Annotated in this window: 21 protein-coding genes; 13 read left to right on the top strand and 8 right to left on the bottom strand. The window is 65.1% G+C overall.

Annotated elements, in window-relative coordinates:
- Window positions 1-57 precede the first annotated feature (57 nt).
- Window positions 58-1,164: an anhydro-N-acetylmuramic acid kinase gene (locus tag QQZ18_RS03405; RefSeq protein WP_284537887.1), complete on the top strand. Its 1,107-nt coding sequence runs from the start codon at window positions 58-60 to the stop codon at window positions 1,162-1,164.
- A gap of 99 nt (window positions 1,165-1,263) precedes the next feature.
- Window positions 1,264-2,085: a hypothetical protein gene (locus QQZ18_RS03400; RefSeq protein WP_284537886.1), complete on the top strand. Its 822-nt coding sequence runs from the start codon at window positions 1,264-1,266 to the stop codon at window positions 2,083-2,085.
- Window positions 2,086-2,104: 19 nt separating this feature from the next.
- Here QQZ18_RS03400 and QQZ18_RS03395 read toward each other — a convergent pair whose 3' ends face one another.
- Both QQZ18_RS03395 and QQZ18_RS03390 read right to left on the bottom strand, forming a co-directional pair.
- Window positions 2,105-2,965, bottom strand: coding sequence for a 4-(cytidine 5'-diphospho)-2-C-methyl-D-erythritol kinase (locus QQZ18_RS03395; RefSeq protein ID WP_342398906.1), 861 nt, complete (start codon window positions 2,963-2,965; stop codon window positions 2,105-2,107).
- 22 nt (window positions 2,966-2,987) lie between these two features.
- Entirely contained in the window at window positions 2,988-4,739 is a 1,752-nt protein-coding gene (locus tag QQZ18_RS03390) for a tetratricopeptide repeat protein (protein WP_284537884.1), read from the bottom strand.
- Between the two features lie 266 nt (window positions 4,740-5,005).
- Between QQZ18_RS03390 and QQZ18_RS03385 the strand changes: the two genes are divergently transcribed.
- The gene (locus QQZ18_RS03385) at window positions 5,006-5,692 is read left to right on the top strand and encodes a DnaJ domain-containing protein (protein WP_284537883.1); all 687 of its coding nucleotides are present in this window, start codon (window positions 5,006-5,008) and stop codon (window positions 5,690-5,692) included.
- A gap of 116 nt (window positions 5,693-5,808) precedes the next feature.
- Here the strand turns inward: QQZ18_RS03385 and QQZ18_RS03380 are convergent, their stop codons facing one another.
- On the bottom strand, window positions 5,809-7,410 hold the full coding sequence (locus QQZ18_RS03380; protein ID WP_284537882.1) for a D-alanyl-D-alanine carboxypeptidase: 1,602 nt from the start codon (window positions 7,408-7,410) through the stop codon (window positions 5,809-5,811).
- 618 nt (window positions 7,411-8,028) lie between these two features.
- On the opposite strand from QQZ18_RS03380, the gene clpS reads away from it, so the two are divergent.
- Window positions 8,029-8,367 (top strand): ATP-dependent Clp protease adapter ClpS, encoded by a 339-nt coding sequence (gene clpS / locus QQZ18_RS03375; RefSeq protein ID WP_284538827.1) that lies wholly within the window; start codon window positions 8,029-8,031, stop codon window positions 8,365-8,367.
- Window positions 8,368-8,376: 9 nt separating this feature from the next.
- Window positions 8,377-10,782, top strand: coding sequence for an ATP-dependent Clp protease ATP-binding subunit ClpA (clpA, locus tag QQZ18_RS03370; protein ID WP_284537881.1), 2,406 nt, complete (start codon window positions 8,377-8,379; stop codon window positions 10,780-10,782).
- A gap of 72 nt (window positions 10,783-10,854) precedes the next feature.
- Here clpA and QQZ18_RS03365 read toward each other — a convergent pair whose 3' ends face one another.
- Window positions 10,855-11,601 carry an alpha/beta fold hydrolase gene (locus tag QQZ18_RS03365; protein WP_284537880.1) on the bottom strand — a complete coding sequence of 249 codons (747 nt, stop codon included), beginning with the start codon at window positions 11,599-11,601 and terminating at the stop codon, window positions 10,855-10,857.
- A 130-nt stretch (window positions 11,602-11,731) separates the two neighbouring features.
- Between QQZ18_RS03365 and QQZ18_RS03360 the strand changes: the two genes are divergently transcribed.
- The 5 genes from QQZ18_RS03360 (at window position 11,732) to QQZ18_RS03340 (ending at window position 16,123) form a co-directional block, all read left to right on the top strand.
- A complete protein-coding gene (locus tag QQZ18_RS03360) occupies window positions 11,732-11,977 on the top strand; it encodes a zinc-finger domain-containing protein (protein ID WP_284537879.1) in 246 nt (81 codons plus the stop codon).
- 20 nt (window positions 11,978-11,997) lie between these two features.
- Window positions 11,998-13,197, top strand: coding sequence for an FAD-dependent oxidoreductase (locus QQZ18_RS03355; protein WP_284537878.1), 1,200 nt, complete (start codon window positions 11,998-12,000; stop codon window positions 13,195-13,197).
- 21 nt (window positions 13,198-13,218) lie between these two features.
- On the top strand, window positions 13,219-14,415 hold the full coding sequence (locus QQZ18_RS03350; RefSeq protein ID WP_284537877.1) for an MFS transporter: 1,197 nt from the start codon (window positions 13,219-13,221) through the stop codon (window positions 14,413-14,415).
- Window positions 14,416-14,523: 108 nt separating this feature from the next.
- The gene (gene rpmG / locus QQZ18_RS03345; RefSeq protein WP_026782960.1) at window positions 14,524-14,691 is read left to right on the top strand and encodes a 50S ribosomal protein L33; all 168 of its coding nucleotides are present in this window, start codon (window positions 14,524-14,526) and stop codon (window positions 14,689-14,691) included.
- 187 nt (window positions 14,692-14,878) lie between these two features.
- The gene (locus QQZ18_RS03340) at window positions 14,879-16,123 is read left to right on the top strand and encodes a TCR/Tet family MFS transporter (RefSeq protein WP_284537876.1); all 1,245 of its coding nucleotides are present in this window, start codon (window positions 14,879-14,881) and stop codon (window positions 16,121-16,123) included.
- 3 nt (window positions 16,124-16,126) lie between these two features.
- Here the strand turns inward: QQZ18_RS03340 and QQZ18_RS03335 are convergent, their stop codons facing one another.
- Window positions 16,127-17,134 carry a cell envelope integrity EipB family protein gene (locus QQZ18_RS03335; RefSeq protein WP_284537875.1) on the bottom strand — a complete coding sequence of 336 codons (1,008 nt, stop codon included), beginning with the start codon at window positions 17,132-17,134 and terminating at the stop codon, window positions 16,127-16,129.
- 545 nt (window positions 17,135-17,679) lie between these two features.
- On the opposite strand from QQZ18_RS03335, the gene QQZ18_RS03330 reads away from it, so the two are divergent.
- Entirely contained in the window at window positions 17,680-18,144 is a 465-nt protein-coding gene (locus tag QQZ18_RS03330) for a RidA family protein (protein WP_284537874.1), read from the top strand.
- A 5-nt stretch (window positions 18,145-18,149) separates the two neighbouring features.
- Entirely contained in the window at window positions 18,150-18,905 is a 756-nt protein-coding gene (locus QQZ18_RS03325) for a glycerophosphodiester phosphodiesterase family protein (protein WP_284537873.1), read from the top strand.
- 48 nt (window positions 18,906-18,953) lie between these two features.
- Here the strand turns inward: QQZ18_RS03325 and QQZ18_RS03320 are convergent, their stop codons facing one another.
- Window positions 18,954-19,844, bottom strand: coding sequence for an SDR family oxidoreductase (locus tag QQZ18_RS03320; RefSeq protein WP_284537872.1), 891 nt, complete (start codon window positions 19,842-19,844; stop codon window positions 18,954-18,956).
- Window positions 19,845-19,997: 153 nt separating this feature from the next.
- Here QQZ18_RS03320 and QQZ18_RS03315 point away from each other — a divergent pair, with 153 nt between their 5' ends.
- Window positions 19,998-20,381, top strand: coding sequence for a winged helix-turn-helix transcriptional regulator (locus QQZ18_RS03315; protein WP_284538825.1), 384 nt, complete (start codon window positions 19,998-20,000; stop codon window positions 20,379-20,381).
- Between the two features lie 44 nt (window positions 20,382-20,425).
- Here QQZ18_RS03315 and QQZ18_RS03310 read toward each other — a convergent pair whose 3' ends face one another.
- Both QQZ18_RS03310 and QQZ18_RS03305 read right to left on the bottom strand, forming a co-directional pair.
- Window positions 20,426-20,851: an HIT family protein gene (locus QQZ18_RS03310; RefSeq protein ID WP_284537871.1), complete on the bottom strand. Its 426-nt coding sequence runs from the start codon at window positions 20,849-20,851 to the stop codon at window positions 20,426-20,428.
- Window positions 20,852-20,907: 56 nt separating this feature from the next.
- Complete coding sequence (locus QQZ18_RS03305; RefSeq protein WP_284537870.1) at window positions 20,908-22,122, bottom strand: GNAT family N-acetyltransferase; 1,215 nt, start codon at window positions 22,120-22,122, stop codon at window positions 20,908-20,910.
- Window positions 22,123-22,236 lie beyond the last annotated feature (114 nt).

The raw sequence follows: 22,236 nt of genomic DNA, 5'->3' as shown, positions 1-22,236 counted from the left end.
GTCCGCTGGGCTTCCTATCAGGATCGAAAGCGGATTTCACGGGGTATGAGGTCAAAAATGTCTGGCGATTCGGCCATGTGGGCACTCGGTCTGATGAGCGGCACGTCGATGGACGGCGTCGATGCGGCTCTGATTCGCACCGACGGGGAGGGGATCGCCGAGTTCGGGCCAACGCTTTTCCAGCCTTATGGCGACGAGGAACGGTCTGTTCTGAGGGCGGCGTTGAAGGATGCGGTCGGCATGACCGCTCGCGAAGATCGCTTCGGCCGGCTCGCCGAGGCCGAGAGCGTCGTCACCGACGCGCACGCGCACGTGGTGGCCGTGCTGTTGATCGCGGCCGAGAAGAAGGGCATCCGTCCCGAGGTGATCGGCTTCCATGGCCAGACAGTGCATCATGCTCCGGACCGGGGTTTCACCGCCCAGATCGGCGATGCAAGCGTTCTCGCCGAGCGCTTCAACCTGCCGGTGGTCCATGATTTTCGGTCGGCCGATATTCGCCAGGGTGGGCAGGGGGCACCGCTGGTGCCGGTCTATCACCGGGCGCTCGCCCGCAAGGCCGGGCTCGCGCCGCCGGTCGCCTTCCTCAACATTGGCGGCGTCGCCAACGTCACGCTGATCGGCGGGGATGGCGACCTGATCGCCTTCGATACCGGACCCGGCAATGCGCTGATCGACGATCTGGTGTTCAACGCCACCGGTGCCCGCTTCGACGTCGACGGCGCCATCGCCGCCCAGGGGCGTGTCGATGCCGATGTGCTGGGCCAACTGATGGACCATCCGCACTTCGAGACGCCGGCGCCCAAATCGCTCGATCGCAACACGTTCCGGGCCGATGCCGCCGCTCGCCTGCCGTTTGCCGATCGGGTGGCGACGCTGACCGCGTTCACCGCCGAGGGAGTGGCCGCCGGTCTGCGCCTCGCCGGTGCGCCGATCCGGACGGTCATCGTGTCCGGCGGCGGCGCGCGCAATCCGGTCATGGTCCGGATGATCGCCGAGCGGTCCGGCGTCGAGGTGGTTCCGGCCGGCAACGTCGGCTTTGATGCCGACTTCGTCGAGGCGCAGGCCTTCGCCTATCTCGCGGCGCGGCGCCTGAAGGGGCTGCCGTCGTCTTTCCCGGCCACAACTGGCACACCGGTGCCTGTGGTTTGTGGCGAGATCGCTTGATGGTTCGGGCGGCAGGCGCTTTTCGCAAGCCGCCCCCAGTGTTGTCGCAAGGCTTTGGCGGAACCCATTCCGCGTGAAGAACCAGCCGGATACCCGCGCATGCTCGCCGATGCCCTCCTGTTCGTCGTCACTCGCCTGATCTCGCCCAAAAGCCGTTCCGGCTCCGTCCGGGATGCCATCGGGCTCAGGGGCAGGGCCGCGCGCCACCGTGCCGCCTGGTCTGAGCATGAAGCGCGGACGCGTGCGGCGATCGACCGGGCCATCGACGGCGTGGCCGTTCGCCGCACGGTCGTGGTGCTGGGGTCCGGGCTGCTTCGCGACGTGCCGATCGATCGGCTGTCGAGCATGTTCAACAAGGTGGTGCTGGTCGATATCGTCCATCTGCCGACGGTCCGGCTGAAAGTTCTTCTTCGCCGCTACCCCAACGTCACCTTTCTCACGCGCGACATCTCCGGCTACGACCGGCTCGCGGAGCAATCGCGGATCAAGCTTGCCACCGGACAGGACGACCTCGGCGTTCGCCTCGATCCCCTCGGCTTCCTTCGCAAGATCGACGATGTCGATCTGGTGATCTCGGCCAACGTGCTGTCGCAGATCGCCGTTGGCGCGGTTGCCCGCTTGCAGGCCAAGGACGGTCAGGCGCGGATCATGCCTGACGACGCGGTGGCGCAACTTGTCGCCGGTCATCTCGACGGACTGGCTCAGCTGCCCTGCAAGACGGTTATCGTCACCGACGTCTCCTACGTTCGGCGGCGGCGCGACGGCGTCGTGGTGGAGACCTGCGACCTTCTGCACGGCGTCACGCCGCCGTTCCCGTCCGATACGTGGGAGTGGCCGGTGGCGCCGTTCGGTGAGGAGACGGCGGACGAGGAGCGCGTCCACCGGGTGATCTCCGCCGAGGACGTTGCCGTCGATCTCTAGGCTGATCAGGCAAATCGCCCTAAAAGGCGGCCGTTGCCGGTTCGATCCACCAGCCGGGGTGGTCGGCCATTAGCCGTTCGCCGGCTCTGGCTGCTGCCGCCATGTCGCCAAACAGGCCGAAGCAGGTGGCTCCCGATCCCGACATGCGAGCAAGCTTGGTCTCCGGCTGTCTTGCGAGGGCTTCGAGCACGTCGCCGATGACCGGAGAGATATCCCGCGCGGGGGCTTCTAGGTCGTTTCGTGTCGCGTCGGTGAGAAAGGCGGAGAGACGTTCCACGTCATCGAAAGCGGGCAGGGACGGGAGCGGCGGATTGTCGCGCCGCGCGAGTGCCTTGAAGACGGCCGGGGTCGACACGCCGACGCCGGGATTGACCAGAAGCAGGCCGAAGGACAGTTGGCCCCTGGTCGGTGCTATGCGTTCTCCAATGCCGGCAACGCGCGCGGGACGGCCGGCAAGACACATGGGCACGTCGGCGCCCAGAGACAAAGCAAGCTCGGCGAGGGCAGGGTCGTTCGCCGAGAGAGCGTAGAGCCGACAGAGGCCCCGCAAGGTGGCCGCCGCGTCGGCGGAGCCCCCGCCGATGCCGGAGGCAACCGGCAGACGCTTGGTCAGCCGAATGGAGAGCGGTTCCGTTCGACCGGTCAGCTCGCGGAATCCTCGCAAGGCGCGCAATACGAGATTGTCGGCGTCGGCGGAAAGCCCGCCCGCCATCGGGCCGTCGATAACGAAACCGTCCGTATCGCTCGCCGCCAGCGTCACACTATCGCCGATGTCGGCGAAGGCGACGAGCATGTCCAGGTCGTGATAGCCATCGGGCCGGAGTCCGATGACATGCAGCGCCAGATTGACCTTGGCGCGTGCCTCTTCGACGATCGGCATTGCCATCGATCCCCGGCGCGTATCAAGGCGTCGCCCTGTCCGGCTTCGGTGCTGCGGCCTCCGCGGCCTTTCCGGCGTTCTCCTCGACGAGGCCGTGCTCGATCTTGGCGTCGATCTTGGCGAGGTCATCGGGCTCGGGCTTGCTGGCCTTCGCGTGGTTCCACTGGAAGCGCGCCTCGACGCGGCGACCGACTTGCCAGTAGGCATCGCCGAGATGGTCGTTGATGGTGGGATCGGACGGCATCAGCGAAACCGCCCGTTCGAGCTCTTCGACGGCCTGCTCGTACTCGCCGAGCTTGTAGTGCGCCCAGCCGAGGCTGTCGACGATGTAGCCGTCGGTCGGGGCGAGGCTGACGGCCTTTTCGATCAGCGCCATGCCCTCCTTGAGGTTCATGCCCTTGTCGATCCAGGAGTAGCCGAGATAGTTGAGGACCAATGGCTGGTCCGGCCGAAGCTCCAGGGCCTTCTTGAAGTCGGCTTCGGCTTCCGGCCAGCGGTCGGTGCGCTCGTAGGCGATGCCGCGGTTGTAGAACACCTGCCAGTCCTCGGCCTGCGGCTTGTCGCCGACGGCCCGGAGAGTGCGCGTGTAGACATCCGCCGCCTCGGCGAACATCTTTCGCGTCCTCAGGATGTTGCCGAGGCCGTTCAGCGCCTCCTTGTCCTTCGGATTGTTGCGGATGACGCGCTTCAGCGTGGCGCGCGCCTCGTCCACCTGATCCATGGCGTTGTAGTCGAAGGCGATCATGATGTCGGCGTTGCGCCTGAGGGGCGAGCGGGTCGGCACCTTGTCGAGAATGGCGATCGCGTCGGCTGGACGGTTCAGGCGTTCGAAGTTCTCGGCGAGCGTGATGCGGCTCATGTCATCGCCGGGATCGAGCGCCAGCGCCAGCTGCAGGAAGATGACGCCGAAATCGTTGGTGTCCTCGCGGACCACGGCAGAGCCGAGGCCCGACAGGATCTCCGCCGCTCCTTCATTGACGTTGCGGGCGCGCGCGGCGGGGCGACGCTTGGCGTCGACGATGGCGGCAATGTCCTTGAGTAGCGGGTGTCCCGGCGCCGAGGCCAGGGCCTTGTCGATGGTGGCCTTGGCGGCCTCGAAGTCGCCGTTGCGGGCGAAGGCGCGCGTTGCCGCGTCAATGACCGACACCGGGCCATCGTCGATGGCAAGGGCTGCCTTGAACTCCTGGGCAGCCAGCTCGCCGCGTCCGGCGACCGAAGCGATGAGGCCGGCGTGATAGTGACGGAAGAAAAGGTACCATTTCTCGCCGTCGAGCTTGGCGAGGCGGGCGAGCGCCTCGTCGGTCTTGCCGGCGCCTTGCTCGGCCCAGGCCGAGAGAATTTCCACCGCCAGCGTCAGCAGCGGCCCGGAGCGCGCATGCTGGAACGACGCGACCGCCTCGTCCCAACGGCCGGACTGGAAGTCGTCGAGACCGATGGTCATCGCGGCGATCGGACTGTCGGCGTCAAGGTCGCGCAGCCGCTCGGCAAAGGTACGGACTTCCGTCAGATCGCCCGCGGCGATGTAGAGCGACAGCGCCCGCTCGAGGAGGAACTTGTCGTCGGGCGCGTCGAGCAGCGCCGAGGCGAAGTAGTCGGCGGATGCGCGATAATCGGCGATACTGCCGGCGAAGCGACCGGCGAGATAGTTGCCCTCGAGCGACGAGGCGACAGGCAGGCCGCTGTCCGGCTGCGCCGTCGCCGTACCGCGTGCCGTCGCCGGAAGCGGGCCGACGAAGGTGAGGGTGACCAGCGCCGCTCCGAGAAGGGATCTCATGGCGAAGCGTCGGAGGGTCGGCTGGCGTAGCATCATGTGCGAAGCATCCCGTCGTCGTTTTGTGGCAGCGCGCAAACAATCGCGGCGTTCGAATGCCTCGCCCGCCGACTCCACTCAAAGGCAAAATGGCGGCAAAGGCATGGCGCTTCAAGCGCGGCGTGGCCTTCCACGGCAATAAAGTCCGGCGGGGGGCATTGCCATTGCATTCCAGCCGTCAAAGTTCGAAATGAAGCATCGAACACCCCGAACGCCGGACGCGCCTTCCCATGAATGTGGCCTTCACGTTGGTTCTGCTTCTCGCCTTGGGCGCCTGGCTGGTTCGCTGGCGCGGCGCTCGCCTTCGGAGCGACATCGACGCCATCGTCGGCAACTACGCTCTGCTGGCCGGGCTCGGGACCATCGCGGCGCTCGCGGTCACGGGGCGGGTGGCACTCGCAGCGGCCGGCGTGGCCGGACTGATCGCACTCCATCGGTCGGGGCTGCTTCGGTCCCGGCGGGGCGGACGACGCGGGCAGCCGGTGTTTCGATCGTCGATGGTCGAGGTTGTGGTCGACGGCGAGGCCATCGGCGGTCGGGTGACATCGGGCTCATATCGCGGGCGAGATCTCAACCGCCTGACGGCGGCGGATCTGACCGGCCTTTATGCGGAAACGGCTGGGGATCGCCACAGCCGGGCCACTCTAGAGATTTACCTCGACCGCAGAATGCCCGGATGGCGTGAGAACATGCAAGGTGAGGCCGCATCGCGGAGCCGTCGAGCGACGAATGCGAGCGCCATGAGCGAGCAGGAGGCGTACGAGATCCTTGGGCTTCAGCAAGGCGCCGGAGAGGCCGATATCCGGGCCGCCCACCGCAGGCTGATGAAGCGGGTGCATCCCGACCAGGGCGGCTCCACTTTCCTGGCGGTACGTATCAACCAGGCCAAGGACCGGCTTTTGTCCAAACATGTCTAGCTCCCGTTACGCAAAACAGTGGGTGCCGTTGACTAACTGTGCTTGCCGCGCCGCGTGAAAGGCGGAAACGAACCTTAAGGATCGGGCGCGGGGTGCTCCGACCGCCGAGAGGGCGGTCAGAGCCTGATCGTGAAACAGGCGAAGTCGTTCTTCTTCAGGGCCGCACAGGCCCGGTTGGCTGCCTTCTCGTTTTCGAAACCGCCGAAGCGGGCCCTCACCACGGTCGAGCCACCCTTGCTCACCGGTTCGGCCAGAGGGCTGGCGGCGGCAAGCTGCGGGGCGGCCGACTTGGCCTTGTCGAGAAGATCCATGGCGGCGGCCTTGGAACCGACGGCACCGATCTGGATGAACCAGCCGCTCTGGCGGGCGGTGGCTGACGGTGCCGGTGCGTCGGTCATCACGTTGGCAGGCGCGGCGGAGGCGACCTCGACGTTCTTGGCAGACCGGCGGGAATGGGCGTCGACGCGGGCGACCAGGTCGGCCATCGGGTCGCCCTGAGGCGCCGGACCGATGTCGGCGAAGGCCTCGGCGGCCGAAGAGGGCAAGTGCGCGTTGGCAAGGCTCGCCGGCAGGGTCGCCGTTGCCAGACTGGCCGGCTCGGGCGAGGGGGCGGTTGCCGGGGCAGGCGCTTCCGCGACCTCTTCGGGCATGGCGGCGGGAGCCATCGGCGGCATCGGTGCCGCGGCGGCGGGAGCGACAGAGGCGGTGACGACGGCCGGATCCGGATCGGCGGCGGTGTCCATGCTGGCCATCATCGGACGGGGCATCGGCGCGGGATGCGGGGGCAAAGCCGCCGTCACCACGGGGGCAGCCGGTTCGGCCGGTGCGGGGACGCTGGCGGCAGCCACCTTCGGCGCGCTCATAACATCGGCCACGAGCTGGTCGTCATAGCCACGGGAACGCGAGGCCCTGGGCAGGTAGGTGTTGATCAGCTGCACCATGTGGGCGTCGCGCTGGGCGGCGGTCTTGCCGCCCATGACGACGGCGACGACCTTGCGTCCGTCTCGCTTCACCGAGGTGACCAGATTGAAGCCGGAGGCGTTGACGTAGCCGGTCTTGATGCCGTCGACGCCGTTGACGCGGCCGAGCAGGTTGTTGTGGTTGCCGATCGTCCGGCCACGGAAGGTGTAGGAGCGGATGGAGAACAGCGGATAGTACTGCGGAAAGCGAACCTGCAGCGCCACGCCGAGCTTCATCATGTCGCGCGCCGACGTGTACTGGCCGGGGTCCGGCAGGCCGTTGGCGTTGCGGAAACGGGTGTTGGTCATGCCGATGGCGCGGGCCGTGCGCGTCATGCGGTCGGCGAAGGCCGGCACGGAGCCCGCGACATTCTCGGCGATGACGGCCGCGGCATCATTTGCCGAGCGGGTGATGAGGCCCTTGATGGCGTCTTCGACGGTAATCGTGTCGCCGGCGCGCAAACCGAGCTTGGTTGGCGACTGCCGCTGGGCGAGCGCGGAAACGCGCAACGGCGTCGAAAGTTTGAAGCGCCCCCGGTTGAGCTCTTCGAAAAGAACGTAGAGCGTCATCATCTTGGTGAGTGACGCGGGGTAGCGCCGTGCATCCGGATTGGCCTGGTACAGAACCTTGCCGGTGGCGGTATCGACGACGATTGCCGCATATTTCGAAGGAACGACCTGGCTTGGCACCCCATTCGCCGCGACTGCGGCGGTAGAGACGCTCGCCGCGATGACGGCGGCCGCCGCGGGGGCCGCCATGTGGTGAAGAACCTTTGAGACCAGACTACGCAAACTCGACAATGGACCGCCCTCGCAACGCCAACTCACGGGTTCGCTCCTGGCTCTTCGGCCGGATACGAAGCCCATTCGACCTGTTCTCCAATCCCATGCGCCCAACGGGCAACGGTCGCAAAATTAGCGGCAACGCGGTTACGGAAGCGTAAAGTTTGAATCGACTTTTCGGGATTTGCACCGTCCCGAAATTGGACTCCGCATTTTTCGGGAGCCTTGGGGCGGGGGAGACGCCGTCATGCGAAAAGCGGTTGGCTGCCAGCAAGTCAGCATATTGCATCGCGTCTTGACCTAAGCGAAACTCCCTACCAGATACAGATCTGCAGGGTGATCGGCTCTCACAAGTGCGTGGAGTGTCGGCCTTGAGTCCAGATTGGAATTGCGCCTCCGTTGTCCCTGATTCAATATGATCCCAAGGCCCGCAAGATCGGGGCAAGCAATCGGAGGGATAAGGTGGTCGAGGCGGTTCAGGCTGGCGTGACGGGAATGGCCCCGGGGGATCTATCTTTCGGTCTGCCCGACAGGCGCCGCGTGACCGGCCTATGGACCGAGGGGAGGCTGAAAGACGAGACGCGCCGTTCGGTCATGTCGGCCGACGACAATGACGGGGAAAGTGGGAACGGGTCTGACTCGGGAGCCGGGGTAGAATCCAAGGTTCTGACCAAGACCAAACGACCGAGCATGTATCGCGTTCTGATCCTGAACGACGACTACACGCCGATGGAATTCGTGGTGCACATCCTGGAGCGTTTCTTCAACAAGGGGCGTGAAGAGGCAACCCAGATCATGTTGCACGTCCACCATCATGGGGTGGGGGAGTGCGGTGTCTACACCTACGAAGTCGCCGAGACCAAGGTGACGCAGGTTATGGATTTCGCGCGCCGTCATCAGCATCCGCTTCAGTGCGTCATGGAAAAAAAGTGAGGGTCCATCGTGCCATCCTTCTCGCGCAGTCTCGAAAAAGCCCTTCACCAGGCCCTCGCATTCGCCAATGAGCGCCGCCAGGAATATGCGACGCTCGAACACCTTCTCCTGTCGCTGGTCGAAGATCCCGACGCGGCCGCTGTCATGCGCGCCTGCTCGGTGGATCTCGACGTCCTGAAGCGCAACCTCGTCGAATACATCGATACCGAGCTCGACAATCTGGTCACGGAACTGGGCGAGGAGGCGAAGCCGACCGCCGGTTTCCAGCGCGTCATCCAGCGCGCGGTGATCCACGTCCAGTCGTCCGGGCGCGACGAGGTGACCGGCGCCAACGTGCTGGTCGCGATCTTCGCCGAGCGCGAAAGCCATGCTGCCTACTTCCTGCAAGAGCAGGACATGACGCGCTATGACGCCGTCAACTACATCAGTCATGGCATAGCCAAGCGCGCCGGCATGAGCGAAAACCGGGCGACGCGCGGCGTCGACGAGGAAACGCCCTCGCAGGAGACGCCGCCGAACGGCGGGCAGACGGCCGAGAAGAAGAAGGCCGACGCGCTCGATGCCTACTGCGTCAACCTCAACGAGAAGGCCCTGAAGGGCAAGATCGATCCGCTGATCGGTCGGGCGGACGAGATCGCCCGCACCATTCAGGTGCTGTGCCGTCGGTCCAAGAACAATCCGCTCTATGTCGGCGACCCGGGCGTCGGCAAGACGGCGATCGCCGAAGGCCTCGCCCGCCGCATCGTCGACGGCGACGTGCCGGGCGTCCTGAAGGACTCGACCATCTTCGCGCTCGACATGGGCGCGCTCTTGGCCGGGACGCGCTATCGCGGCGATTTTGAAGAGCGGCTGAAGCAGGTGGTGAAGGAGATCGAGAACTATCCCGGCGCCATCATGTTCATCGACGAGATCCACACGGTAATCGGTGCCGGCGCAACGTCGGGCGGCGCGATGGACGCGTCCAACCTGCTGAAGCCGGCGCTGTCCAGCGGCACCGTCCGCTGCATCGGCTCGACCACCTACAAGGAATACCGCCAGTTCTTCGAGAAGGACCGGGCTCTCGTGCGGCGCTTCCAGAAGATCGACGTCAACGAGCCGACCGTTACCGACGCCATCGAGATCCTGAAGGGCCTCAAGCCCTATTTCGAGGAGTTCCACAAGGTCCGCTACACCCAGGACGCCATCAAGTCGGCCGTCGAGCTCAGCGCCCGCTACATCAACGACCGCAAGCTTCCCGACAAGGCGATCGACGTCATCGACGAGACCGGCGCCAGCCAGATGCTGCTGCCGGAGGGCAAGCGCAAGAAGGTGATCGGCGTCAAGGAGATCGAGGCGACCATCGCCACCATGGCTCGCATTCCGCCGAAGTCGGTGTCCAAGGACGACGCGGAAGTGCTGGAAAGCCTGGAGACCAACCTCAAGCGTGTGGTCTACGGCCAGGACAAGGCGATTGCCGCGCTTTCCTCGGCCATCAAGCTGGCCCGCGCCGGCCTCAGGGAGCCGGAGAAGCCGATCGGCAACTACCTGTTCTCCGGCCCGACCGGCGTCGGCAAGACCGAAGTGGCCCGCCAGCTCGCCTCGATTCTGGGCGTGCCGATCCTGCGCTTCGACATGTCGGAGTATATGGAGCGGCATACCGTGAGCCGGTTGATCGGCGCGCCTCCGGGCTACGTCGGCTTCGATCAGGGCGGTCTTCTGACCGATGGCGTCGACCAGCATCCGCACTGCGTGCTGCTGCTCGACGAGATCGAGAAGGCGCATCAGGACCTGTTCAACATCCTGCTGCAGGTGATGGATCACGGCAAGCTGACCGATCACAACGGCAAGCAGGTCGACTTCCGCAACGTCATCCTGATCATGACGACCAATGCCGGCGCCGCCGACATGTCCCGCGAGCCGATCGGCTTCAACCGGTCGCGTCGTGAGGGGGACGACACCGAGGCGATCAACCGCATGTTCACGCCGGAGTTCCGCAACCGTCTCGATGCGATCATTCCGTTCGGCGCGCTGCCGCCGGAGGTGGTTCGCTCGGTGGTGCAGAAGTTCGTCATGCAGCTCGAGGCCCAGCTCGCCGACCGCAATGTCACCTTCGAACTGGACGACGCGGCGATCGAATGGCTGGCCACCAAGGGCTACGACGAGCACATGGGTGCCCGCCCGCTTGGCCGCGTCATTCAGGAGCACATCAAGCGCCCGCTCGCCGACGCGGTTCTGTTCGGCGTGCTCAAGAAGGGCGGTACCGTCAAGGTGTCGGTCGAAACCAACGAGGCCGGCGAAGTCGGTCTCAAGCTCGACTGCCTTCCCGATCCGGCGCTGAAGCGCAAGGTGGAGGAGGTCGATGCCAAGGTCGCCGATGCGCCCGTGCCGCCAAAGCCGCGCAAGCGCAGCCCGAAGCAGAGCGCCAAGGCCGAGTAAGGGATCGCGGCCCAAGGCCGCATCATGATGAACAAGGCGGTGCGACCGAGAGGCCGCGCCGCCTTTTAGTATCTATCGGGCGAAGAAGGCCGTGACGCCTTCCTTGAACACCTTGTCGCCGGTGGCCCGCATGTGGTCCCGGTTGGGGATGTCGAGCACCTCCGCGCCGGGAATCATCGCGGCCAGTTCCGTGGCCGATCCGGCGACCGCGTCCTTGGTGCCCACGGCAACCAGTGTCGGTACGGTGATGCGGTCGGTCTCGGCGGTTTCGACGGGACGGCCGTAGCCTCGAATGCAGGCGGCAAGCGCCTGACGGTCGGAGCGGGTCTGGTCGGCGAACAAGCGATAGCCGCGACCGACGGGATCGTCGACATCGTCCAGCGTCGGAGCGAGGAGGGCCGCCGCGATATGCTCCCTGTCGAGGCCGGCCTTCGCCATGGTGCCGCCGATGCCGCCGAGCACCAACCGTTCGAGGCGGTCGGAATGGCGGCTGGCGAAGTCCAGCAGGATGCGGGCGCCCATCGAATAGCCGATGGCGCGGATGCGGGGCAGCTTGAGGTGATCGACGAGCGAGAGGACGTCGTCGCTCATCTTGTCGAGACGATAGTCCTCGACATGGTGCAGTTTGACCGAGTCGCCGTGTCCGCGGTTGTCGAGGGCGATCGCCCGGTATCCAGCCTGGACGAGCCAGTCCATCCAGCCCGTATCGAGCCAGTTGACGCGGGCACTCGACGCGAAGCCGTGGACGAGCACGACGGGCTGGCCATCACCCTTGTCGAGATAGGCGAACTCGCCGTCGGCGGTCGAAAAGCTCGGCACGGACGAACCTCCTTGGCGCCGTCGGCGCCGTTGAGCAAAGTCCCGCTGCTTTCGCCGCAAAGGGACTGTTCTTGCTGTCATCTTGCCGGTATGCTTCCTGAAGTCAGAGATTTAAACAAGGGTATCGTGCATGGCCGACGCTTTCGTTCCTCATTTCGCCAACGACGCCGGGGTGACGACCATCCGGATTGGCGCGAAGGAATTCATGTGCATCGGCGCCAAGCCGCCCTTCGACCATCCGCATATCTTCCTGGAAATGGGAGACGATGCAGAGGTCGTTTGTTCCTATTGCTCGACCGTCTATCGCTACGATCCCTCGCTCAAGGCGACCGAATCGGAACCTAAGGACGCCGCGTGGCAGCCCAAAGCGGCCTGATCCACGCCAAGGATGGAGCTATGCCGGATCACTTACCGGTAGTGGTGGTCGGGGCCGGAATAGCCGGCCTCACGTTATCGTTGTGTCTTGCGCGGGCCGGCGTGCGAGTCACGGTGATCGACAAGGCGCCAGAGCTGAGGGAGGTCGGAGCCGGCCTGCAGCTTTCGCCCAACGCGTCATCGATTCTCTTTCACCTCGGGCTGGGGTCGGCGCTTGATGCCACGGGCATGCGTCCGGAGGCGGTGACCATTCGCGATGGGGCGAGCGGTCGCCTCATCCTGCGCATGCCGCTTGGCGAGGCGATGGTCGAACGCTACGGTGCGCCCTACATCGTCATCCATCGCGCCGACCTGCAGGGAACCCTGCTTGCCGCCGTCGAGCAGGAACCACGTGTCGCGCTGCATCTCGGCGTTCGCATCACCTCCATCGCCGAAGATGCGGCGGGTGTCGTGGTCGAAGGCATGGAGGCCGATCAACAGGTTCGATTTGAAGGTAGCGTGCTGGTCGGCGCCGACGGCGTCCGTTCGATGGTGCGCGAGACGGTGACCGGGGGAGGCCCCGCGCGCTACACTGGGCGCACCGCGTGGCGGGCTACCTTCGAAGCCGAGGGGTTCTTTGCCCAGTCCTTCCGCCACAACGAGACCGGACTCTGGCTCGGTCGGCATGCCCATCTCGTCCACTATGCCATCGATGCCGGCCGGGAGATCAACCTGGTCGCGGCCATCGACGACGCATGGAACGAAGACGGCTGGGATGTTCCCGGCGATCCGGCCCAGATCCAGGCCGCGTTCAGGGACTGGCCGGAGCCGGTGAGGAAGCTGATCGCCATGCCGGACAGCTGGCGGAAGTGGGCTCTTTGCGAGGCGCCGCGCGATACGCCGTGGACCAAGGGGCGGACGGTACTGATCGGAGATGCCGTGCACGGCATGCCGCCCTTCGTGGCGCAAGGCGCGGCCATGGCCATCGAGGATGCCCGCGTTCTGGCGGGAGTGCTGGCGGCCGATTCGGGTGATGACATCGAGGAACGGCTTGGCCTCTTCGCCGAGGGGCGCAAGGCCCGGACCGACAAGGTGGCCTCCGCCGCCCGGCGCAATGGCCTCATCTATCATCTGGGCGGGGTGCCGGCGAAGGCGCGCAATCTGGGGATGCGCATGCTGGGTGCCGAGCGGCTGGCCGACAACATGGATTGGATTTACGGCTGGCGTCCGCTAGAAGGCTAGTCCCTCTCACGGATTGTCGCCATGACCTCACTTGATGTCGACCGTTTCGACCGGCGCCGTCTTGCCGGTCTTGCCGCCGCGATCGGAGCGATTTCGGCAGTTGGCACCTCGCTTTCGCTCGGCATGCCCCTTCTCGCCGTCATCATGGAGCAGCGGGGACATTCGAGTGCGGTGATTGGCTTGGTGACGACGGCCGCCGGCGTCGCCGCGCTTCTCAGCACACCGTTCGTGCCCATGCTGACGCGCCGGTTCGGCGCTGCCTGGGTGCTGCTGATCGCCGTGGTTCTGGGGACCCTTACCTTCCCCCTGTTCTACGTTTTCGATTCGATCGCCGTCTGGTTCGTGTTGCGGTTCGTCTTCTCGCTCTGTCTCAACACCGCCTTCATCGTCTCGGAATTCTGGATCAACGCCTTGGCCCCAGCCGAGAAGCGCGGCTTCGTGATGGGCCTCTACGCCACCATTCTGTCCGTCGGTTTCGCGGTGGGGCCGGCGATCCTGAGCTTCATCGGGTCGGAAGGGTGGCTGCCGTTTGCCATCGGGACCGGACTGATGGCCGTTTCCATCCTGCCGATCATCGCCGGCTTCCGGGCCGATCCGCCGATGCACGAGGGCAAGGGCGGAAACTTCCTGCACTTCCTCACCGTCGTGCCGCTTGCCACCTTCGCTGCCTTCACCGTCGGCGCCGTCGAATCGTCTGTGATGAGCTTCTCGCCGGTCTACGGCCTGCGCCTCGGTTACAGCGAACAGGTGGCGGCGCTGCTCGTCATGGCCGTGGCGGTCGGCAACATCGTCGCGCAACTGCCGCTGGGCATGTTGTCGGATCGCATGGATCGGCGGCGACTGCTGCTCTACGTCGCCTTTGGCGGCATCGTGTCGGGCGGGCTGGTCGCGGCCGTGTCGTCGAATCCGTTCTTTCTCATGGCCACCATCGGGCTATGGGGCGGGCTCGTGACCGGTCTTTACGCGGTGGGATTGACCCATTTGGGCGCACGTTTGTCCGGCAGCGACCTTGCCTCGGCCAATGCCGCGTTCATCTTCATGTACTCGGTCGGCATGCTGGTCGGCCCGGCGGCGACCGGTGCCGGCATGGACGCCATGGGGCCGCAGGGGCTGGTCGTGGTGACCGCCGTGATCCTTGCCGGCTATGCCGGGTTTGCCTTTCGCCGCATTCGCAAGGTGCCCGAACCGAACATGGAAGGTTCATCAAGCTCGTCTTGACTTTCAGGCGCTTTCGACTAGGGTGCGCGCCGAACGAACGACGCTTCCCGCGTGAGGCGTCCAGCCGCTTTGGCTGTCACCGTCAACAAGCACAAGGAATCGGATGCCATGGCCAAGGCAACGACCATCAAGATCCGGCTCGTCTCGACCGCCGACACCGGGTACTTCTACGTCACCAAGAAGAACTCGCGCACGATGACCGAGAAGATGACCAAGACCAAGTACGATCCGGTCGCGCGCAAGCACGTCGAGTTCAAGGAATCCAAGATCAAGTGATCCGGTTCGGCCGGACGCGCCGCAGGGCGCCCGGCCTGGACGAAGATCCACGCAAGAGGCACCCGCTCGGGTGCCTTTTTTGCGTTCAGGCGCATGGAAGGAGAAAGGCGGGCGCCAGGGCCGCTGCGGACATGTTCTGACGTCGGGCTACCTATAGTCCGCCGCTCCAAGTCCAAGGATGCCGCAGATGAGTGCCCCCTCTCGTTCTATCCCCATCACCGCCCCTCAAGCGCGCCGGGCCACGGTGTTCGCTTTGGTGGCCGTATTTCTCGATGTCGTCGGTTTCGGTCTGATCATTCCGGTGCTGCCGCGGCTCATCGAAGAGGTGGGGCATACCGGCCTTGACGATGCGGCCCGCATCGGCGGCTGGTTGTTTGCCGCGTTCAGCTTGGCGCAGTTCGTGTTTGCGCCGCTGGCCGGCACGCTGTCCGACCGCTTCGGCCGACGCCCGCTCTTGCTCCTGGCCATTTCCGGGCTCGCCGTCGATTACGTCGTGCAGGCCCTGGCTCCCACGGTGCTCTGGCTGTTTGTCGGGCGGCTGATCGCCGGTGTCTGCGGGTCGTCGCACGTCATTGCCGGCGCTTGCCTTGCCGACGTCAGCTCTCCCGAGAATCGCGCCCGCTCCTTTGGCCGGATGACGGCTGCCTTCGGCCTCGGCTTCGTGCTGGGGCCGGCGATCGGCGGGTTGCTCGGGGAGTTTGGTACCCGCGTGCCCTTCTGGTGCGCGGCGGTGCTGGCCAGTGTCAACTTTCTGTTCGGTGTCTTTGCGCTGCCCGAAACCCTTCCCCGCGAGAAACGCCGCGCCTTCCACTGGCGCGAAGCCAACCCGCTCGGCGTGCTGGCGGTGTTTGGCCGCTATGCCGGCGTTCTGCCTTACGCCTGGGTGCTGACGGTCTTCTTCTTCGGCACCTCGATCTACGCGGCGATATGGCCGTTCTGGGGCATGGCGAAATTCGGCTGGTCCGGCACCACGGTCGGGCTGACGCTTGCCGCTTCCGGTCTCACGGTGGCGCTTCTGCAGGGATTCGGCACCGGACCGGCCGTGGCCCGCTGGGGTGAACAGCGGATGGCGGCGGTCGGCCTTGCCGGCGCGGCGGCAACCTGCATCGGGTTCGCCCTGTCGCCGACGACCGCCGTCGTCATCGTGATGCTGGTGATCAACGCCGTGGAAGGCTTCGCGCATCCGATGCTGTCGGCGCTGATGTCGAAGGCCGTGCCGGAGGATACGCAGGGCGCATTGCAGGGCGGAATTTCCGCCCTGATGAACCTTGCCATGCTGGCCGGCGCGATCTTCTACACCCAGGCCTTCGGTTATTTCCTGTCGGAAGCCGCGCCCATCCACAGCCCCGACGTGTCGTTCTTCATCGCCGCCACCCTGATGCTGATTGCTCTGGGTCTATTCCTGCGGCACTCGAGACGGACGGCCGGATAGGCATCACTCTCCGGTCTTCGGCTCGGGGGCGGCGGGCGCCGTCGGAGCCTTGTCGACAGGGGGAGCATCGGTCGCTGCCGGGGCGTCGCTTTTCGGCTGCTCGGCGGCACGGCCGTCGCTCTCCGGCTTCGAAGGAGCGGTGGCAGGTTGGTTCTCGGCCGGCGGTGTCGTGGCCGTGGGCGCCACGGTGGGTGTCGGCTCTTTGGTGCACGGAGTCTCGGGCAGCAGTTCCAGGTGGACGATCTTGCCGTTGAGAACGAAGTCGCCGTAGTCGAGCCGCATCTTGGAGGAAACGCCGTTCTCCCAGAGATCGAAGGAAATCGAGTAATCCGGCGGCTGGTCGCCGCCGGCCTCGGCCCCGAAGTAGGAGACCGTCACCGGCCAGCGTCGGAAGTTGCCGATCGGCTTCTCGCTGTCATCCGGCGGCGTGGTTCGGGGAGAGCCGATGACCGTCGACGTATGGAAGACGTGCTGGCCGCCGTCCGAGCCATCGTAGATGTCGTCGGAAAAGACGGTCGTGCCTTTTTCGGCCTCGGTGATCGTCTTGAGGAGTTGGGCGGTTGGGAAGATGACCGGCTTGTCGATTGTGAACTCGGTATCTTCCGTCAGCTTCAGCTTGACGTTGACCTTGTCGCCATCGCGGATGGCCGTCCCGTTGACGTCCTCGGTCTGAACCTCGTTGACGAAAGTCTGCGAGCGAAACTCGAAGCTCCGGCTGTCCGCGCTCTCGAAGTTCCGGTTGCGGAGATCGGTGATCGCCGAGTTGCCCTCGCCATCGCCGGTTTCCAGCACGAAGCGGAAGTTGACCGTGTAGCCCTGGCAGGCGTCGCCGGTGAACTCGTAGACCATTCGCCCTTTCATGTTGATGGGAGCGTCGCTCATCTGGGAGTTGCTCTCGAGAGCGAGATCGTAGGCAACGCGGTGCGGCACCAGACCGCCGGCCAGCGTCGGCCCGACCAGCGCCGAAAAGGCGCAGGCGATCGCCGCCGATCGGAAAAGCGAGTTCATCATGGGAGTCCCCGGAGTCTCTAAATGGCTTCGTTGAGTATCAGTATATGGAAAGGCCTCACAGGATATCACGTAATCCTGCCCGATAAATTCAAACTCCGGAAGACAGTCCCGAGGGAAATGCCGGGATCGTGCGCCTTCCGTGCGGAAGAAATGTTGCGCGAGTTAGGTGAACTGGCCGTTAACGCTTCTTGGAAGGCCCCGTACCTCTACCGCCTCGGTTTTTTGCGTGGATGAGATGGCGGATGCAGGGCATTCCGTGCGCTTGCCTGCGAGTTGCGCCGACTGCCGCGATGGGGCATGACTCCGCCACCTGGAGCACTCGCCAATCCGAACGAAACACCCGGTTGCAAGGCGAAGGCTCCGGATTGATGTGTTGAAGCGGCCGCTTTTAGATCGGGTTGGTCCATCGTCGGCGGCGCGCCGAATGTCTTTCCGGCGAGTTCCCGTTTGCCGGAAAAGTTCTATTTCATTGTTGTGACGCAGTTCCGGACGTAAAACCGGTATCCACTTTTGCTGGAGCTGCTCAGGTTGGAGGTTTTCCGAAAATGACCAGTTCCGTCGAATCCGCGCTCAATGGTCTCGGCCTGACGCTGCCGGAGGCGATTGCCCCCGTCGCCAACTATGTGCCTTACGTTCGTACCGGCAATCTGCTGTTCGTCTCGGGGCAGATTTCCAAGACGGCGGCCGGCGCTGCGGTGACCGGCAAGCTCGGCGTCGATGTGGACGTGGCTGGCGGGCAGAAGGCGGCCGAGCTATGCGCCCTGAATATCCTGGCGCAGGTGAAGGCCGCGGTCGGCGATCTCGATCGCATTGCGCGGGTCGTCCGCCTGAACGCCTTCGTCAATTCCGCTCCCGAATTCACCGATCAGCCCCAGGTCGTCAACGGAGCGTCAAATCTCATCGCTAACGTGCTGGGCGAAAAGGGCAAGCACAGCCGCACGGCTGTCGGCGTCGCTGCCCTGCCGCTCGGCGTCGCGGTGGAAATCGACGCCATCATCGAGGTTTCCTGAGGCAAATGACGGATTTTTCCTGGCTCACCGCTCGCCCCATCGCCCACCGTGGGCTGCATGACTCCAAGCTCGGGCGCATCGAGAACACGCTTTCGGCGTTCGATGCCGCCGCGCGCGCGGGTTTTCCGATGGAGATGGATGTCCATCTCTCCGCCGACGGCGTCGTCTACGTCTTCCACGACGACGTTCTCGACCGCCTGACCACGGGGGCTGGGCCGGTGGCGGGCCGGACGATGGCCGAGCTCAAGGCAATCCCGATGGTCGGTACGGAAGACCGCATTCCGACGTTGAGGGAGGTGCTCGACCTCGTCGGCGGGCGGACCGGCCTCGTCATCGAGATCAAGAGCTATTTTGCCGAGCGGCAGCGCGAGCTCGTCGAAGCGACCGCGCGCGAGCTTGCCACCTATGGCGGGCCGGTGGTGGTCGAGTCGTTCGATCCGCGCCAGATTCAGGATCTGGCCGAGATCGCGCCCGACCTGCCACGCGGCATTGTCGCCGACGACGCGGCGAGCGCCGCGGACTACAACGACTACCGCTTCCTGACGCGTGAGGAGCTTGCGACGCTCTCCCACCGCTCCTGGTCGCAGTTCCAGTTCGTCAGCTATTGGGTGAAGCTACTCGGCAATGACGTCAGCCTGCGTGCGCGTGACGAGTGGAACCTGCCGGTCACCGCCTGGACCATCCGCAAGCCGGAGGACCGCAAGATGGCCGAGGACTTCGGTGCCCAGCTGGTGTTCGAGGGATTCGATCCCGGCGCCTGATCGATATCCGAAGAGGGAAGGGCGCCATGGTCGGCGCCCTTTCTGCTTTTACGCCGTCAAGGCAGCTTTATTCGCCTCGAAGAAGGAGGCGAGCGGACGCGGCTTGCGTCCCGTCAGCTCTTCCACGGCCCCGGACGTTTTCGACAGCAAGCCGGCGCTATTCGTCGCGTCCATCGACAGCATGAGCGTGATCACGAACTCCGGCACGCCCGCCGATTTGAGATTGCTGGCCAGCACGTCGGGCGACAGCCTCACGACGCTGATCGGCTTGCCGAGTATCTTGGTGGCCAGACCGGCAACGTCCTCGGTGGAGAAGGTCTCGTCGCTGGTGATGTCGTAGATGGCTTTGTCGTCGCTCCAAGGCTTGGTGAGGGCGGCGGCTGCGGCACGCGCGCAATCGTCGTGAGCGACGTAGCTGACCTTGGTGCCCGGCTTGTCCGACGTGTACCAGGTGCCTTGCTTCAATATGCCCGGCAGACCCATGAAAAAGTTCTCGTGGTACCAGTAGTTTCGCAGGATGCGGTAGGGAAGGCCGCTCTCGAAAATGGCGGTCTCTGTGCCGGCATGGTCGCCCGCAAAGAACAGGGGGTGGTTGTCGCCGTGCGGGTTGGGGGCGGAGGTGTAGACGATGCCCTTGACGCCCGCCGATTTCGCCGCCTTCACGGCGGCCTGCTGGCCGGCGAGCCGGGCGCCGATGGTGTCGGTCGACACGATGAGCAGACGATCGACGCCGGCAAATGCGGCGGGCAGCGTTTCGGGAAGGTTGAAGTCGACGGCTCGCACGATCACACCGCGTGCGGAGAGGTCGGCGAGCTTGCCGGGGTCGCGGGTGCCGGCGACGAGATTGCCGGGCGCAATGCCGAACTCGTCGAGAAGGAGGTTGACCACGCTACGGCCGAGCTTGCCGGCGGCGCCGGTGACCATCAGTTTCTCGCTCATGAACGCTCCTTGATCTAGTTTGGCGACATTGTCTCTTTTTGAGATCGCCTCTAAGATAAAGACCTCGTTCCAGCGGGCAAGACGGCAGTTTGCCCTGCGTTAGTTACTTGGAGGGAACCGGTGACGACGGCAGTTTCCGGAGAAGTGGGCGCCATGCTCGATGGCTTTCAGCGGGCGATCGGTGTCGAGCCGAATTTCGACAGTTGCCCCGTGCGTGGCGTTCTCGACCGCATCGGCGACAAGTGGAGCACGCTGATGGTGCTGACGCTGGCGCTCGGGCCGCACCGCTTCGGCGAACTGAAGCGCGCCATTCCCGACATATCCCAGCGCATGCTGACGCAGACTCTGCGCGATCTTCAGCGCGATGGCTATGTGGCGCGACAGGTGTTTCCAACCACCCCACCGGCGGTCGAATACAGGCTGACCGACCTCGGCCGGTCGCTGATGGTGCCGCTGGCGGGACTGGTGGACTGGGCGGTGCGGACGCGCGGGGAGATCGAGGCGGCGCGTACGGAATTCGACCGCGAGAACGTCTGAGAGCCCGCGCCAAACCTGTGTTGGGGCGGGCTCCGAGGTCTGCCTCACTCGGCCAACGCGGCCTTGAGCTTTTCGGCTTGGCCGGCGAGCAGCGAACCATCGGCCATCTTGCCGGTGTGCGGGCGGAGCGGAACGCCGAGATACCGCGGCACGACGTGGAAATGCAGGTGGAACACGGTCTGGCCGGCCGGCGCTTCGTTGTATTGCATGACGACCGCGCCGTCGGCCTCGAAGGCCTTCACCGCCGCCTTGGCGATCTTCTGCGTGACCTTGATGACCTTGGCGAGAACCTCGGGATCGACGTCCAGAATGTTGCGGGAGGGCGTCTTGGGCAGGATCAGCGTGTGGCCGTCCGACTGCGGCATGACATCCATGAAGGCGAGGGTGTCGTCGTCCTCGTAGACCTTGTGCGAGGGAATATCGCCGCTCAGGATCTTGGCGAAGATGTTGTCGGCATCGTAGGCGGTCATCGTGCTCTCCCGATAGGATCTGTCGGAGCGCAAAGTGGTCTCTCGCGCCCGGTCGGTCAATCCTGTTCCTGCAGCGGACCGCGCCGGAAGGGGCCGAGGCTTTCCAGTTCCGTTTCGGCGTTGAGAACGGCGCGCCTTTCGCGAACGAGGAAGTCGGCCACCGCCCGGCGGAAGCCGGCGTCGGCGATGTAATGGGCCGAGCGGGTCGTCTCGGGCAGGTAGCCGCGCGATAGCTTGTGTTCGCCCTGGGCGCCGGCCTCCACCACCGCCAGGCGGTGCTCGATGGCGTAATCGATGGCCTGGTGGTAGCAAACCTCGAAATGCAGGAAAGGATGGTCCTCGATGGCGCCCCAGTTGCGGCCATAGAGGCGGTCGGATCCTATGAGATTGAGCGCACCGGCGATGTAGCGTCCGGCCCGCCGCGCCATGACGAGCAGGACGCGGTCGGCCATCTTCTCGGACAAGAGAGAGAAGAAGCGGCGGTTGAGATAGGGCGTGCCCCACTTGCGGCTTCCGGTGTCCGTGTAAAACTCGAAGAAGGCGTCCCAGTGGGTCTCGGTCAGATCGCCGCCGGTCACCCATTCGATGGTGATGCCGTCCTGAAGCGCCTCCCGACGCTCGCGTTTCAGCGCCTTGCGCTTGCGGGAGGCCAGCCGGTTCAGGAAGTCGTCATAGCTTGCATAGCCGTCGTTGCGAAAATGGAACTGCTGGTCCACCCGTTCGAGCCAGCCCTCGGCAGCGAGCGCGGCCGCGCCTTTGTCGTCGACGAAGGTGACATGCGCCGACGACAGCTCGTATCGATCGGCGACCAGCTTCAAGCCGCGCGCGAGCGCCTGCCGCGTTGCTTCGTCGATGGCGAAAAGGCGAGGGCCGCTCACCGGCGTGAAGGGGACGGATGACTGGAGTTTGGGATAATACCGTCCGCCGGCGCGTTCCCAGGCGTCCGCCCAGCCGTGGTCGAATACATACTCGCCGTAGGAATGCCCCTTGAGATAGGCAGGTGCGGCGCCAATCAGGCGGCCGGTCTCGTCCTCGAGCAGCAGGTGGCTGGGCAGCCAGCCGGTTTCGGCGGTGGCGCATCCCGATTCCTCGCAAGCGAGCAGGAAATCGTGGCTGGCGAAAGGGTTGTAGGAAGACGGCGAGCCGGCGCCGATCCAGCGAATGGAACCGTGCGGTCCGGTCTCCCAGCCGGGATTGGCAAGGCCATCCCACGCGGACTTGTCGACGGCTGCGAGTGTGTCGACGGTACGCAGCGAAAGCGAATGGGACATGGAGAGGTGAGGTCGCGGCTCGATAAGGGTTTGTCCCGAGGATAGCCCCCAGTTGCCCGTCGACGCAAATCCCTCGATCTCCGAGGGGGCTGGGTCGGAGCGTTCGGACAGCGA

The sequence above is a fragment of the Pleomorphomonas sp. T1.2MG-36 genome, assembly GCF_950100655.1.
In the GTDB taxonomy this organism is placed as follows: Bacteria; Pseudomonadota; Alphaproteobacteria; order Rhizobiales; family Pleomorphomonadaceae; genus Pleomorphomonas.
This window is presented reverse-complemented; position numbering and strand designations above follow the sequence as displayed.